The 14,604-nt window shown below is 55.9% G+C and carries 11 protein-coding genes and 1 pseudogene; 10 read left to right on the top strand and 2 right to left on the bottom strand.

Annotated elements, in window-relative coordinates; genetic code table 11:
* Nucleotides 1-179 precede the first annotated feature (179 nt).
* The 4 genes from ligA (at nt 180) to F451_RS0112560 (ending at nt 4,124) form a co-directional block, all read left to right on the top strand.
* Nucleotides 180-2,555 carry an NAD-dependent DNA ligase LigA gene (gene ligA, locus F451_RS0112575; protein ID WP_020681727.1) on the top strand — a complete coding sequence of 792 codons (2,376 nt, stop codon included), beginning with the start codon at nt 180-182 and terminating at the stop codon, nt 2,553-2,555.
* The gene (locus tag F451_RS0112570; protein WP_156826469.1) at nt 2,521-3,150 is read left to right on the top strand and encodes a transglycosylase SLT domain-containing protein; all 630 of its coding nucleotides are present in this window, start codon (nt 2,521-2,523) and stop codon (nt 3,148-3,150) included. Before ligA ends, F451_RS0112570 begins: the two co-directional genes overlap by 35 nt.
* Nucleotides 3,123-3,365, top strand: coding sequence for a YheU family protein (locus tag F451_RS0112565; protein ID WP_020681725.1), 243 nt, complete (start codon nt 3,123-3,125; stop codon nt 3,363-3,365). The genes F451_RS0112570 and F451_RS0112565 overlap by 28 nt, the downstream gene beginning before the upstream one ends.
* Nucleotides 3,366-3,455: 90 nt before the next feature.
* On the top strand, nt 3,456-4,124 hold the full coding sequence (locus F451_RS0112560) for a DUF4126 domain-containing protein (RefSeq protein WP_020681724.1): 669 nt from the start codon (nt 3,456-3,458) through the stop codon (nt 4,122-4,124).
* Between the two features lie 333 nt (nt 4,125-4,457).
* Here F451_RS0112560 and F451_RS0112555 read toward each other — a convergent pair whose 3' ends face one another.
* Nucleotides 4,458-5,102 (bottom strand): CBS domain-containing protein, encoded by a 645-nt coding sequence (locus tag F451_RS0112555; RefSeq protein WP_020681723.1) that lies wholly within the window; start codon nt 5,100-5,102, stop codon nt 4,458-4,460.
* Nucleotides 5,103-5,720: 618 nt separating this feature from the next.
* The gene (gene mnmC, locus F451_RS0112550) at nt 5,721-7,706 is read right to left on the bottom strand and encodes a bifunctional tRNA (5-methylaminomethyl-2-thiouridine)(34)-methyltransferase MnmC2/FAD-dependent 5-carboxymethylaminomethyl-2-thiouridine(34) oxidoreductase MnmC1 (protein WP_020681722.1); all 1,986 of its coding nucleotides are present in this window, start codon (nt 7,704-7,706) and stop codon (nt 5,721-5,723) included.
* A gap of 145 nt (nt 7,707-7,851) precedes the next feature.
* On the opposite strand from mnmC, the gene tviB reads away from it, so the two are divergent.
* The 6 genes and pseudogenes from tviB to F451_RS27245 all read left to right on the top strand — a co-directional run bounded on the left by tviB (nt 7,852) and on the right by F451_RS27245 (nt 14,519).
* Nucleotides 7,852-9,135, top strand: coding sequence for a Vi polysaccharide biosynthesis UDP-N-acetylglucosamine C-6 dehydrogenase TviB (gene tviB, locus F451_RS0112545; RefSeq protein WP_026291733.1), 1,284 nt, complete (start codon nt 7,852-7,854; stop codon nt 9,133-9,135).
* A 114-nt stretch (nt 9,136-9,249) separates the two neighbouring features.
* A complete protein-coding gene (gene rfaH, locus F451_RS0112540) occupies nt 9,250-9,753 on the top strand; it encodes a transcription/translation regulatory transformer protein RfaH (RefSeq protein WP_020681720.1) in 504 nt (167 codons plus the stop codon).
* A 164-nt stretch (nt 9,754-9,917) separates the two neighbouring features.
* Nucleotides 9,918-10,259 (top strand): annotated as a pseudogene (locus F451_RS27250) (dTDP-4-dehydrorhamnose 3,5-epimerase family protein).
* Between the two features lie 238 nt (nt 10,260-10,497).
* Nucleotides 10,498-12,297 (top strand): ABC transporter ATP-binding protein, encoded by a 1,800-nt coding sequence (locus F451_RS0112535; protein ID WP_020681719.1) that lies wholly within the window; start codon nt 10,498-10,500, stop codon nt 12,295-12,297.
* A 73-nt stretch (nt 12,298-12,370) separates the two neighbouring features.
* A complete protein-coding gene (locus tag F451_RS27780) occupies nt 12,371-13,333 on the top strand; it encodes a hypothetical protein (RefSeq protein ID WP_156826468.1) in 963 nt (320 codons plus the stop codon).
* Between the two features lie 49 nt (nt 13,334-13,382).
* Nucleotides 13,383-14,519, top strand: a complete 1,137-nt coding sequence (locus F451_RS27245; RefSeq protein ID WP_083928423.1) for a glycosyltransferase — start codon at nt 13,383-13,385, stop codon at nt 14,517-14,519.
* Nucleotides 14,520-14,604: the final 85 nt, after the last annotated feature.

Here is a 14,604-nt window from a genome sequence, read left to right as displayed (position 1 = left end):
CTATGGCGACAACGAACAACGCAGGATGGCGGAAAAAGGGGCCCTTAATAAGGTTCATATAGGGTGCAACAGTACACTAGCTTGCATCTGCAGGGCGGGACTGGGTCCCGCCGCATTCCATTCGCCGCCATTGGCGGCCTTTCCATTCCCAAACTTCTTTCCAGGATGACTCTGATTCCATGTGTTCGGCTGTAACGATTGAACAGGAACTGCGGCAACTGCGTGACGCCCTCAACCATCATAACTATCGCTACTATGTGCTCGATGAGCCGGAAGTGCCGGATGCCGAATACGATCGCCTGTTTCAGCGCCTCAAGGCCCTTGAAGCCGAACATCCTGAGCTGATTAGCCCCAGTTCGCCCACGCAGCGTGTCGGTGCCAGGCCCCTGTCTGCGTTTAGCCAGGTGCAGCACGAAATGCCGATGCTGTCGCTGGACAACGCCTTTAATGCCCAGGAATTGCGTGACTTTGTGCGCCGAGTGCAGGAGCGGCTGAAACTTGCGAGCAGTGATGAGATTGCCTTTGCCTGTGAACCCAAGCTTGATGGCATTGCTGTCAGCGTCTTGTATGAAAATGGCCTGCTGGTGCGGGCCGCGACGCGCGGTGACGGTACCACGGGTGAGGACATTACCCAGAACGTACGTACCCTGCGCAGCGTGCCGCTGCAGCTGAACGATACCGATTGGCCGGCCCGGCTCGAAGTGCGCGGCGAGATCTATATGCCGCGGGCCGGGTTTGATGCGCTGAATGCGCGCCAGCGCGAGCGTGACGAGAAAACATTCGTTAATCCCCGTAATGCCGCCGCCGGCAGCCTGCGCCAGCTGGATGCCCGCATTACGGCCGACCGGCCACTGGAAATGTGCTGCTACAGCACCGGCATCGTATCCGACGACGTTGAGCTTCCCGCCGGCCACGTTGAAACCCTGCAGCTGTTGAATCGCTGGGGCTTTCGAATCAATCCGGAAATGCGGCTGGTGTATGGTGCCCAGGGGTGCCTGGAATATTACGAGGATCTCGCTGCGCGACGCGACAGCCTGAGTTATGACATCGACGGTATTGTCTTCAAGGTGAATGACCGGGCGCAGCAGGCGGAACTGGGCTTTGTGTCGCGGGCGCCACGCTGGGCCATCGCCCACAAGTTTCCGGCCCAGGAAGAAATGACCCGAGTACTGGCGGTGGAGTTTCAGGTGGGGCGCACCGGTGCAGTTACGCCGGTGGCGCGCCTCGAACCGGTGTTTGTCGGCGGTGTGACTGTCAGCAATGCCACTTTGCACAACATGGACGAAATCGCCCGGCTGGATCTTTGTGTCGGCGATACGGTGGTGGTGCGCCGTGCAGGGGATGTCATTCCCCAGGTGGTCAAGGTCGTCACCGAGCGCAGAACGGGCTCGGAGACGCCGGTAGAGGTTCCGCAGGCCTGTCCGGTGTGTGGTTCCGATATCGAGCGCAGCCAGCTGGTACGACGGGTCAAGGGACGGGAGGAAATCAGCGAGGGCGCTGCGTATCGCTGCGTCGGGCGCCTGGCCTGCCGGGCCCAGCTGACCCAGGCAATTATTCATTTTGTCTCGCGCCGCGCCATGGATATAGATGGCCTGGGCGAAAAGAGCGTTGAGCAGCTGGTGGAGCGCGAACTGGTGCGCTCGCCGGCCGATCTATACCGGCTGCGCATCAGTGACTTCATGACGCTGGAGGGCTTTGCTGAAGTCTCCTCGGCGAACCTGTACCATTCGATCCAGGCCAGCAAGGTGGTGCCACTGCCGCGCTTCATTTATGCGCTGGGGATTCCCGAGGTGGGCGAGGGTACCGCCCGTGTACTGGCGCAGAACCTGGGCAGCCTGGAGCGCATAAGCGCGGCGTTGCCGCTGTTGCTGACCTGGCTGCCTGAAATCGGGCTTGAAGTGGCACACGAGATTTCCAGCTTCTTCCTCGATGAGCACAATCGCCAGGTGATCAGCGAGCTGAACGAGCTCGGCGTTGTGCCGCAGTCCAATGGCGAGGTCTTCGCGGCATTGCGTGGCAGCGTGACCCTGGCTGACGTGCTGGTCAAACTGAATATTCCGGCGGTGGCCAAAACCGGGGCCGAGCATTTGGCCCGCCATTTTGACTCTCTGCAGGCGCTGCTGGATGCGGACGATGCCCAGCTTGAGGCAGTGCCCAAGCTATCGAAAGCGGCGCGCCTCAACCTGCGCCACAAGCTGCAGGACGAGGCCTGGTGCGAACAGGCCCGGGCACTGGAGGCGCAGCTGCTGGAATTCGGCATGCACTGGACCTGCGAGTCCGAGACGAGCGGTGACGATGCACGCCAGGCTGAACCGCTTGCCGGTCAAACCTGGGTGCTGACAGGCACACTGGAACTCATGACCCGGGATGAGGCCAAGGCACATTTGCAATCGCTCGGCGCCAAGGTGTCGGGCAGCGTATCCGGAAAAACCGACTGTGTGGTTGCAGGTCCTGGGGCTGGCTCCAAGCTGGCTAAGGCGCAGTCACTGGCGGTCAAGGTGATTGATGAAGGAGAATTCGTTGAACAGCTCCAACACTATGGCATTACCCGTTAAGCGTCTGGCCAGACTCTTGCCCGTCGTCTGGCTGGCCGGTTGCTCATCCATTACGCCAACCTGGCTTGGCGGTTCGCAGGACAGCACGACGGCTGCCGCTGTCGAATCGCCGGCGCCTGCAACCTGTAGGCTGCTTGAACGCCAGGGCCGCCTGCGAGTGGCCTTGCAGGACGCCCGGGGAAAATGGGGGCTGGAGCCCGCGGTGGCGATGGCATTGCTGGAGCCGCCGCTGGGGGGAGAGCACAAGCGTCATGTGCTGCCCTATGGCAATGCCTGGGACGAGTACCGCATCGCGCAGAGCAACTGGTCGGCGACAACCGATAACATCGACGATGCGGTGGATTTCCTCGGCTGGGGGGGGGAGCGCAACCGCCAGATGCTGCAGCTGGACATAGCCCAGGTGGATGCGCTCTATCTGGCCTACCGGCTCGGGCCCGGCGCCTACAGCCAGGGCGTGCATCGCGGTATCTGGATCGAGAAGGAAGCCGAGCGCGTGGCTGAGCGGGCTGCACGCTATAGCAACGAACTGCAGCAATGCCCCGAGCTGGTGGAGCCCAGCCGCTTTGAATGGCAGCGACTCTGGAGCTGGTGGTGATTATTCCCCATGGCGAGCTCTCGCCCGATACGCTGGATAACCTGATCAGCGAATTTGTCACCCGTGACGGCACCGATTACGGCGAGCACGAAACGCCGCTGGAGAGCCGGATCAGGCAGGTACGCCACCTGCTGCAATGCGGCCAGGTGGTTATACTGTTCAGTGAAAGTACAGGGCAGTGCAATATAGTGGCAAAAGACCAGCTGGAAAAATAATCCTGCGCTGTGGTCAAAACCATACACCAGGCCATGATCATCAGGCCTGGTGGCCCTGTTAGTCCCTTGTAACCCGCAACCGGAGGCGCTATGGATCAGCTCGAGCAAATCACCCAAATGATTGCCCTGTCCATGGGCCTGGCCTGGGCCAGTGGCATCAATCTGTACGCGACCCTCCTGATGCTGGGTCTGTTGTCCAATACGGGCAATATCGTGCTGCCCCCGGGGCTTGAAGTGGTGGGGGATCCCCTGGTGCTGATGGCGGCGGGCCTCATGTACTGTGTCGAGTTCTTTGCCGACAAGATACCCGGCGTTGATACCGGCTGGGATACCCTGCATACCTTTATCCGTATACCGGCGGGTGCTGCGCTGGCCGCCGGGGCCGTGGGTGAAATAGGCCTGCCGGTGGAGCTGGCCGCGGCCATTGTCGGTGGCACGCTGGCCACGGCGACCCATGCCGCCAAGGCGGGTAGCCGGGTTCTGATCAATACCTCGCCCGAACCCTTCAGTAACTGGACGGCCTCCATTACCGAAGATGTGATGGTCATTGGTGGTGTCTGGGCCGCGCTGTACAATCCCTGGCTGTTCCTGGCCGGTCTCATGGTATTCGTGCTGCTGCTGGTGTGGCTGCTGCCCAAGGTATGGCGCGGCGTGAAGCGCGTGTTTCGTTTTCTGGCCCGGCTGTTTGGTGGCGGGGACGATGAAGCGCCGCCACTGCCCTCGAACCGGGCCTTGCCGCACGAGCGCACCCGCCACTGAATCCGGGGAAAGGGGCAAGGCCGCCGAGCAGGAGGTTAAAGAGCCGTGATTCGTCATTCGTAGCGAGCATCAGACCTGCCCCGTTGAACTGTTCTCCACAGCTATGCTGCGGATGTTGGAATTCGCTACGCTCATTACCAACCTACGGCGTGCAGCCCGTAGCCTGGAATGAGCCTGCGAATTCCGGGAAATGAGCCCCAAGCGAGTTTCGAGGATATGCGTGCAAATATCGGGGAACAGGGGGAAACCTGCGGCGTTTGAGCAGGCGATCATCTTTTCACCATTCACCATTCACCATTCACCATTCACCTCGCCCCTTCTTGCACTTAATAATCAGGCCCATCGTTCGATATGGGCGCCACTGATCAGCAAGCGCAGCAGGTCGGTGCGCGTGACTATTCCGACCAGCGCATCCTCTTCATCAACAATGGGCATTGCACCCAGATCAAACTCGACAAAGCTGGCTGCCAGGTGAGAGGCATCGGTTTGCGGTGATGCTGCAAGCAGGTGGCGGCTGTGAATGGCGGCAACAGGGCTTTGCGCAGGCAGTGCGCTCTGGTGCAGATCCCGGGCACTGAGCATGGCGAGCGGGCGGGCCTGTGGCGAGACAATCACCAGGTGTTCGATGTGCAGATGCCGCATGCGTTCGCGGGCATCCCTGATGGTTGTCTCAGGGCTGATGGACTCGACCGGGCTGGTCATGATCTGTGCTGCGAGCAGCTGGGGGGCGCCGCGCTTTTCCAGAACCTCTTCGCTGGCTTCGTAGGCGCGCTGGGCCGGTTGTTGCCGAGCTGTCTTTTTATGCTGGGGTTCGTGTGGCAGCGAAAATCGCTCCGCTTCGGTTTCAATGCGCTGCTCTTCGCTGGCGGCGGGGTGCAGTGCCTTGACCGGCTGAAGAATGTCAACGCCGCCGGGCTTGAACAGGGCCCGAACAGGGGTCTGTATCCTGTAACCCTGATCGTAGATGACAAGTGCCATAGTGCCTCCTCGAGGTAGCCGCAGTGTGGGTGGGAGCCCGGTCCCCGGGCGAAGGATGTGCGGGATTACCGATTCGCCCACAGAGTGGGCTCCCGCCACATCACTCACACCACTCACCACTTTCCCACTATATCGACCCGCGGATCAGATTCTTGATGATAAAGCGGGCCGGACTCGCGGAGTGGGCTCCCACCACATCACGCACCAGTCACCACTTTCCCACTATACCGACCCGCGGATCAGGTTCTTGATGATAAAGCGGGCCGGACTCGCGGAGTGGGTGGGAGCCCGGTCTCCGGGCGAATGAGGTGCGGGGTTACCGATTCGCCCACAGAGTAGGCTTCCACCACACCACGCACCAGTCACTACTTTCCCACTATACCGACCCGCGGATCAGATTCTTGACGATAAAGCGGGCCGGACTCGCGGAGTGGGCTCCCACCACATCACGCACCAGTCACCACTTTTCCACTATACCGACCCGCGGACCAGATTCTTGATGATAAAGCGGGCTGGACTCGCGGAGTGGGTGGGAGCCCGGTCTCCGGGCGAAGGATGTGCGGGGTTAACGATTCGCCCACAGAGTGGGCTCCCGCCACATCACTCACCACTTTCCCACTATATCGACCCGCGGATCAGATTCTTGATGATAAAGCGGGCCGGACTCAGCGCTTCGGTAAGCGTGCGCCCCAGTGGCAGCGGCTCATTGCAGATCAGGCCGGCCAGGAGTTCCGCGCCCAGCGGGCAGGTGAGCAGTCCCTTGGAGCCATGGCCGACACTGACATAGAGTCCGGGGTAATGTGAGGGTTCCGTATTGAAAGACCAGTTCCGATCCTGACGCAGGCGGGCGTAGTCAGTGGCAAAGCGTTCTGCATTTGGCGCCGGGCCAATGATGGGCAGATAGTCCGGTGTCGAGCAGCGAAATGCGACACGGCCTTGCAGCGGCTGTTGAGCCAGTGCGGCACCGAGCGATGGCAGGGTTCTGCTCAGGGTGTCGAGGTTGTTCTGGTGATCCTGTGCGCGAATTTCGGTGTCTGCGTCGTGCAGATCAAAAGTTGCGCCGAAACAGTAGGTTCCCCCCATGGGCGGCGGGATGTAGCCATCACCGCAGACGACTGTGCGCAACGGCGCTTGTGCCGCTGGCACCGGGGCTTCGCTGACCTGGCCGCGAATAGCCTTGAGCGGCAGGTGCGTCAGCGGCTCCAGGGTTTGGGCGGCACCGGCAGTCGCGACGATCACGACGGCGGCCTGGTGCCGTTCGCCGCTATCGCAGCGGGCCTGCCAGCATTGCGTATCCGTTTGAAAGTCCAGTGCCTCTACGCTTGTGTTCGTTCGCAGGCTGATCAGAGGATGTTGTAACAGCGCCTGGCACAGGTCCACCGGTGATACCCAGCCGGCCTGGGGAAAGAACAGCCCGGTGTGAGGGGTGTCGCATCCCGCCAGGCGGCTCGCCTGGATAGCATCCACCGCCTGTACCAGGGCTTCAGGATAGGCGCCGGCATCGAGCAGCTGCTGTTGCCGGGCGGCCTCCTTGTCGCTCTGAGCCAGTTGCAGCAGCCCGCAGGCCTGCCAGGCCTGTTGCGACAGCAGCCCCTGTGCGCTGAGGTGTCGCAGCAGGTGGCGGCTGTATTCAAGCCCGGTACTGTGCAGCAGCCCCTGTTTGGTAGGGTGAATCGGCAGTTTGGCGTAGAGCGCCCCCTGGCGATTGCCCGAACCGGCGCCGGCCGGTTGCCCGCTACGCTCCAGCACCGTGACCGCAATGCCCCGGCGGGCCAGCGCATAGGCGGCGCAGCAGCCGGCAAGCCCAGCACCCAGGATGAGCACCGAGTCGGGCCGCGGGCGGGGGCTGGGTGCATCAAACCAGGGGTGGCTTGAGATACCTGCCCGGGGCCCGAGATAGGTGCCGGTGAGCATTTCGCGCTTGGCGCCAAAGCCGCTGGCCCGGGTCAGTTCAAAGCCCGCGTTGGCAAGGCCGTCACGTACGGTGCGCGCCGCGCTGAAGGTGGCGAGCGTCGTGGCGTGGGGTGTCGAGGAGTGGCTCAGGCGTGCCACCTGTGCAAAAAGTTCGGCAGACCACAGCGCCGGGTTCTTTGCCGGCGAGAATCCATCGAGATACCAGGCATCCACCGTGCCTTCGAGCTCGGCGTAGCCCTGGGCGGCATCTGCGAATATCAGCGTAAGGCTGATGCGGCCGTTGTCGAACTCCAGCCGGTGAAACCCCTCCAGCAGGGGCGGGTACTGCGCCTGCAGCTGACGGGCCCCCGCCGAAAACTCGGGCCAGTGCGCCAGGCTGCGGGCCAGGTCCTGCGCGTTGAGCGGGTATTTCTCCACCGAGATGTAATTCAGCCGGGCATTGTCGGGTGCACGCTGTAACCAGAGTTCGCGCGTGACAAGAAAATTGAGCCCGGTGCCAAAGCCGGTTTCGGCAATGCTGAAGTGGGGCTGATCGAGCGCCGCGAAACGTGTGGCCAGCCGATTGCCCTCGAGGAATACGTGTCTGGCTTCGGCAGGCCCGCCGTCGGTGTTGAAATACACATCATCAAAGCGGGCGGATAGCGCAGTGTTGTGTTTCCAGTCGATGACAGCGTGTTGAATCTTGCTCACAGGCGCATTGAATCCGTTGGTTTTTTCGCTAACGTTTGCGGGGATTAGCGGGCGCAGGTTTAGCATTAACCCACGGCTACCCGCAATCCGCATGTGGCTGTTATGATACCTGCTTTGCGAGATTCCGAGCACAAGGGCGTGAAGAATGTTGGACCTGAATAACGTCAGGATCTGCGTGTTGGGTCTGGGGTACGTAGGGTTGCCGCTGGCGGTCGAGTTCGGCAAGCAGTTTGACACCATCGGTTTTGATATCAACCGGGGGCGAGTCGAGGAGCTCAAGGGCGGGCAGGACAGCACCCTGGAAGTTGAGCCCGAGGAACTGCGCTCGTCGAACAGGCTTGGCTTCAGCGCTGACCTTGCGGATGTGGCGCAGTGCAATGTCTTTATTGTCACCGTGCCGACACCCGTGGATGAGAACAAGCAGCCGGACCTGTCGCCTTTGCGCAAGTCGAGCCAGGCCATCGGCTCTGTCCTCAAGCCTGGCTCTATCGTCATTTACGAGTCCACTGTCTACCCGGGTGCGACCGAAGAGGTCTGTGTGCCTGAGCTGGAATCGGCCTCCGGCATGACCTTCAACAAGGACTTCTTTGTCGGCTACAGCCCCGAGCGCATCAACCCGGGGGACAAGCTGCACCGCCTGCCGAGCATCGTGAAAGTCACCGCCGGCTCTACGCCTGCGGTCGCCGAGTTTGTCGATAGCCTGTATCGCAGCGTGATCACCGCCGGTACTCACAAGGCAAGCAGTATCAAGGTGGCCGAGGCCTCCAAGGTGATCGAAAATACCCAGCGCGACCTGAACATTGCCCTGGTCAACGAGCTGGCCATTATCTTCGGCAAGCTGGGCATTGACACGACCCAGGTGCTGGAAGCCGCCGGCACCAAATGGAACTTTCTGCCGTTCCGGCCGGGGCTGGTGGGGGGGCACTGCATTGGCGTGGACCCCTACTACCTGGCCCACAAGGCCCAGGCGGCCGGCTACTTTCCCGATGTTATCCTGGCGGGCCGGCGCATCAATGATGGCATGGGCCTGCACGTGGCCGAAGAAGTGGTGAAGCTGATGATCCGGCGCCGGGTGCATGTGGCGGATGCGCGGATCCTGATTCTGGGGCTGTCGTTCAAGGAGAACTGCCCCGATATCCGCAATACCAAGGTCATTGACGTGGTGCGTGAACTGGAAACCTATGGCGCCCGTGTCGAGGTACATGATCCCTGGGTCTCCGCCCGCGAGGCGCATGATGAATACGGCCTCGATCTGCTTGAGACCCTGGAACCGGGCCAGTTCGATGCCGTGGTGCTGGCCGTGGCGCACCGGCAGTTCCAGGAAATGGGCGCCGAGCGCATCCGTGACCTGTGCAAGGACCGGGAGCACAGTGTATTGTTTGACGTGAAAGGCATGCTGGCGCTGGATCAGGTGGATAAACGCCTGTAGTTATGCGGGTGGATAGCTTTTGGCGATCCGCTCATACTCAAGCTGGAAACAAACTCGACAATTGATTCCGGCTGTTCGGCGCGGCCGAAACGGAATCTGAATGCGGAGAGCGCAATGGCTGTAAAGCGCGCCTGGTATCTGTTGCAAACCAAGCCCCGGCAGGACGCCCGGGCGCTGGAAAATCTGGAGTTCCAGGGCTTCGACTGCTTTGCGCCTTTCATAACCGTTGAGCGTATTCGTGCCGGCAAACGGTGCGAGGTATCTGAACCCCTTTTCCCCGGTTATCTGTTTATCTACCTGGACAAGGTAGCCGACAACTGGCGCCCGATTCGCTCCACCCGTGGTGTCAGTCGCCTGGTGACATTCAACGATACCCCGCTGCCCATCGCCCACGACATTGTCGACCAGTTGCGCAAACGCGTGGCCGGAGAGAAAGAGCAGCCCGCTGAAACCGCACTGAAGCCCGGTGACCCGGTGCGCATTTCCGACGGTGCCTTTGCCGAACTCGATGCCCTGTTCGAATGCTACGACGGCACCGAGCGGGTGGTGATACTGCTAAACCTGATGCAAAGGACCCAGCGACTGGTCATGCCGCTGGCCAACATTCGCCAGGCCTGAGACTGCCCGCGGGCAGCACTTGGCCAGGCCGCGTTCTCGGGAAATTGACGGTCAATCTCGGGGCGGTAGCGTGCTTGGAGCTAACAATAGTGACTATCCTGCGGTTGTGGAACGCTTGATCAACTCAGGGCTCGATACACGCACACTACGGTATCTGGATCTTCGTGCAGGAAAACCACAGTCGCTCCCATAAGGGCGTGCTGTGCGGGCTGCATTCCCAGATTGAGCGACCGCAGTGCAAGCTGGTAGGTGTCACCGAGGGTGATGTTGCGTTGGAACGTCCTGACTCGCCGATCCTCGCAAGTATCGGCGTGTATCCCAGTTAAGCCAAAAAGCAAATGCTATGGGTGCCGCCAGGCTTTTCGCACGGGTTTTATGCGACGTCCGATATTGCAAAGTTTCAGTACGGGTTTACGGATTATTATGCGCCGCAGTTCGAGCGGATGCTGAGATGTGATGACCCGAAATTTGGATCGATTGGCTCACCAAACGCAGCGACATGCTGATTTTGAAAAGAGCAGCGAAGCCCCTATGTTGTAGAGAGTTGAAGTAAGCTTGGTGATATCGGCTTAAAACGCCAGCTTCTTAGATCCAGGATCGAATCGACAAAAGACTGAAACAAATGAACGCCAATAACGTAGGAGAGGCGCCTCGCCGCGAATCACATAATGCCGCGAGTGCGCTTCGCACCTACGATCATAAGTGCCAATTCGCTTTTCGACAGATTTTCAGAGCTTAGACTTAATGTTATCGAGCCTTAAAGAACTCTATTCCCTGCTTACCCGCGAACAGCGCAAGAAGCTGTTGCGCCTTCAGCTGCTGGTGATCCTGATGTCCTTCGCCGAGATTGCCGGCGTGGTCTCGATCGGGCCCTTTATGGCGCTGGTAGGGGATATTGACCAGCTGCAGGGCGAAGGGCTGGTGGCGGAGCTGTTCCGTGCCACGGGCCTCAGCGATCCAAGAGATTTTCTGTTTTGGCTCGGTATCGGCGTACTGGCCGTGCTCAGCGTTGCCGGCCTTATCTCGATGTTCACGATCTGGCGCCTGTTGCTTTATGGCGCAAGGGTCGGTGCCGAGCTGAGCAACCGGCTGTACCGCCATTATATGCACCAGCCCTGGCTGTTCCATACAACGAATAACAGCAGCCAGCTTACCAACCAGATCGCGCAGGAGTGTCTGCGCGTCACCAATACCATCATTAGCCCGCTGATGCAGATGAACGCCAAGCTGGCGATGGCGCTCTTGATGGCAATGGCCTTGTTCATCTACAACCCTCTGGTGGCGATCGCCGGCCTGCTGATTTTCTGTTCCGCCTACCTGCTGCTCTACCGCACGGTGCGCCGGCGCCTGATGGCGAACGGCAATTCCGTGACGCAGTCACAGCGCGAACGCTTCAAGTTCATGAGCGAAGGCTTTGGCGGTATCAAGGATGTGCTGTTGCTGGGGCGGCAGGATATCTTTACTGAGGGGTTCGACGAGGCCAGTATTCGCTTCGCACGCGCCCAGGGGACCACCCAGGCCATGGGGTTGGTGCCGCGTTACGCCATGGAACTTGTCGCCTTCGCCAGCGTGATCCTGCTGGTGCTTTATCTGCTGTCCGCCTATCAGGGCGATCTTGGCACCATCCTGCCGTTGCTGTCCGTTTATGCGCTGGCGGGGTTCAAGATCCTGCCTGCGCTACAGCAGGTATACAGCAGCGTATCCCAGATCCGTGGCAACCTGGCAGCCTTCGAGGTACTGCGGGACGACCTGCGGAGCAGCGCCTTTTCGAACAGGAGATTGGCAACAGCCGATCGACCGGCGGATACGGATTCTTGGGTCCCAAAACACTCCCTTCAGTTGAAGGATGTAACCTTTACCTACCCCGGAAAGCAGGAACCCGCGTTGAACGGGCTGAGCATTGAGATTCCCGTCAACCAGGTGATAGGCCTCGTCGGGGCGTCCGGCTCGGGCAAGTCGACAGCGATAGACCTGCTGCTGGGATTGGTCGAACCGCAAAGAGGTAACCTTTTGATCGATGGAAAGCCGGTTACTGCCTCTAACCTGCGCAGCTGGCAAAACGCCCTAGGTTTCGTGCCCCAGTCGATTTTCCTTGCAGAAAGTAGCATTAGGGAGAATATCGCTTTCGGTTTGCCGTCGGAGCTGATCGACGAGGAGCGCGTCCATCGTGCGGCCAGCATGGCGCATCTGGACGAACTGCTCTCAGCGTTGCCGGATGGAATGAATACTTGCGTAGGTGAAAGGGGCGTGCAACTTTCGGGAGGGCAAAGGCAGCGCATCGGCATCGCCCGCGCCCTCTATCATGATGCCGACGTATTAATAATGGACGAGGCGACCAGTGCGCTGGACGGCATTACCGAAAAAATGATCATGGAGGCGATTAATGATTTTTCGGGTAAAAAAACAATTATAATTGTGGCGCATCGGCTTTCTACATTAAGAATATGTGATGACATTTATATTTTTTCCTATGGGAAGGTTATAGGTAAAGGTTGTTATAATGAGTTGGCTGGTAAACATAAGGTTTTTCAAGGGATGATGTGATTTAATCAAACTTTAATTTTTATCTGTTCAAGGTTTTTGTATTTATGTTTATATTTGATGGGTGTCATTTTTTTTGATTGAAAAAAGATATAAGATAACTTTTTTAGGGACCGGGATTTGGCCGAAGCGGTTAGCTGATCTGGTTAATACACACTCCGATAATAATTCCTATGCAGTTGGTGTTAATCTACGTAAGTCTTTGAAAAGTGTTTTTTGTGCCCTTAATGAGTGTGCTACTTCTGATGCTGTTGTGAGAGTTGGTTTTAGGCCTGGAATGATTCATTGGGGAGGTCGGTTATTCGATTGCTTCTTTGAACTGTTTGAAAGATTTAAGCCCGGGGCTAGATTTGTTTATTATTGGATTGGTAGTGATGTCTATTATCAGAAAAGGGATGTATTGAAAGGTAATATTACTAGGAATTTTTATAGGGCGTTAAATAAGAAGCACCTTTCCGGAGCGGGGTGGTTTGTTGGTGAGTTGAGAGAAGTTGGCATAGAACCTCTCGTGGCTACGTTTCCATTGGAGTTGCCGGTAATTAAAAGTTATAAAAGTTCTAAAACTTTAAGAGTCTTAACGTACATACCAGATGATAGATATAAATTTTATAGTGGTGATTTAATAAGAGATTTGGCGGTTGAATTTTCATCAGTTAGATTCGATGTTATTGGGGGGGAAGGTTCTTGGCTAAGGGATAAGCCTATTAACATGAAGTTTCATGGGTGGGTGGAGGATATAAGTCAGTTTCTTGTCTATAGGCCGATTCTGCTTAGACTGGTTAAGCATGATGCAATCGGTGGTACTGTTAGAGAAGCCTTATGTGCTGGATGTCATGTGGTTTATACGTATCGATTACCACATACATATTACGTAAATTATGGTGATTTTGAAGGAGCCGCATCCGCATTGAATGAGATATTTAATAATTCTAAAGATGTTGGGTTTCTTCATAATAAGGGTGCTAAGGATTTTGCGTTACATGAATGGGATGCTAGAACATTAACATTAAATTTAATTTCCAAAATTATGGGTAAGTAACTTTATTTATAAGGTTAGCCTTTATTTAAAATACAAAAGATAACCATATATGAATATCACGCATGTAACAACGGTGCACCCTCGCTACGATAGTAGAATATTTTTTAAACAATGTATTTCTCTGTCTAAGTTTAGTGGCTGCAATGTTGATCTTATCGTAGCGGATGGAAAAGGGAATGAGTTAAAGAGTGGTGTTAATATTTATGATCTCGGTAAGCCCAAGTGTGGCCGTCTAGGTAGATTTTTTTTAGGGTACATTCGGTTATGGTCTTTTTTAAAAAAAAGAAAATGCAATGTATTGCATTTTCATGATCCGGAGTTGATATTTTTTTTCTATATATATTCATTTTTCCATGAAAATATTATTTTTGATATGCATGAGAATGTTCCTAAACAAATCTATCAAAAAACATGGATTTATGCATTTTTTAGAAAGGTTGTATCTTTTTTTTATCGTGTTTTTGAAAGGGTTTTTTTAAAGAGATTTTCTATTGTTTTTGCAGAGAGTTCTTATGAGGCTGATTATTCTTGGTTGACTATAAATGCTCGTTCAGTAGTCGTTCAGAATATGCCTATATTGGAATTAATTCCAAGGTCAAATAATTCTTCGTCTATTATAGTTGGTTATATTGGAGGGGTGACAAAGGAAAGAGGAATATTGAGAATCGTAGAATCAATAAATATGTTAAGAGAGCGAGGTTATAATATTAGTTTTTTATGTATTGGTCCTGTATGTGAGTCAATAAATAAAAGTTATAGTTTTCAGAAAAGTTTATCAGATGGATGGGTTAAATCTCTCGGTAGGCTTGAAGGCCCGGAAGGCTGGAAATTAATATCAAATTGTAAAGTAGGCTTTGCAGTACTGGAAGAAACTCCAAACTATATAGAGTCTTGGCCTACAAAGCTCTTCGAATATATGACAATGGGCATTCCTGTTGTTGTCTCGAACTTTCCATTATATAAAGAGTTGGTTGAACGTGTCGGGTGTGGGATAGTAGTGGATCCAAAAAATACTATAGATATTGTTGACGCTGTGAAATGGTTGATAGAGAATCCAGATGAAGCTTTTAATATGGGGGCTAGAGGGCGAGAGGCTGTCGAAAGAGAATATAATTGGAGTATAGAAGAAATTAAATTGATAAGGTTCTATGTTAATATTGCGGGTAATGAAATTGCGTGTGCTTGAGTTTTTAATTGAAGCGCCAATATTTTTGGTAATTTATTTTAAGATTATGTTTTGAAAATAGTATATCTGCATCAATATTTTAATT

The sequence above is a fragment of the Marinobacterium rhizophilum DSM 18822 genome (assembly GCF_000378045.1).
In the GTDB taxonomy this organism is placed as follows: Bacteria; Pseudomonadota; Gammaproteobacteria; order Pseudomonadales; family Balneatricaceae; genus Marinobacterium_A; species Marinobacterium_A rhizophilum.
Note: the sequence above shows the minus strand (reverse complement) of the source record. Positions and strands in the feature narration are given on the sequence as shown.

What these genes read in the sequence shown, in the direction of transcription:
- ligA (WP_020681727.1), top strand. Translation starts at nt 180, where the DNA reads ATGTGTTCGGCTGTAACGATTGAACAGGAACTGCGGCAACTGCGTGAC.
- F451_RS0112565 (WP_020681725.1), top strand. Translation starts at nt 3,123, where the DNA reads ATGGCAGCGACTCTGGAGCTGGTGGTGATTATTCCCCATGGCGAGCTC.
- F451_RS0112560 (WP_020681724.1), top strand. Translation starts at nt 3,456, where the DNA reads ATGGATCAGCTCGAGCAAATCACCCAAATGATTGCCCTGTCCATGGGC.
- F451_RS0112555 (WP_020681723.1), bottom strand. Translation starts at nt 5,102, where the DNA reads ATGGCACTTGTCATCTACGATCAGGGTTACAGGATACAGACCCCTGTT.
- tviB (WP_026291733.1), top strand. Translation starts at nt 7,852, where the DNA reads ATGTTGGACCTGAATAACGTCAGGATCTGCGTGTTGGGTCTGGGGTAC.
- rfaH (WP_020681720.1), top strand. Translation starts at nt 9,250, where the DNA reads ATGGCTGTAAAGCGCGCCTGGTATCTGTTGCAAACCAAGCCCCGGCAG.
- F451_RS0112535 (WP_020681719.1), top strand. Translation starts at nt 10,498, where the DNA reads ATGTTATCGAGCCTTAAAGAACTCTATTCCCTGCTTACCCGCGAACAG.
- F451_RS27245 (WP_083928423.1), top strand. Translation starts at nt 13,383, where the DNA reads ATGAATATCACGCATGTAACAACGGTGCACCCTCGCTACGATAGTAGA.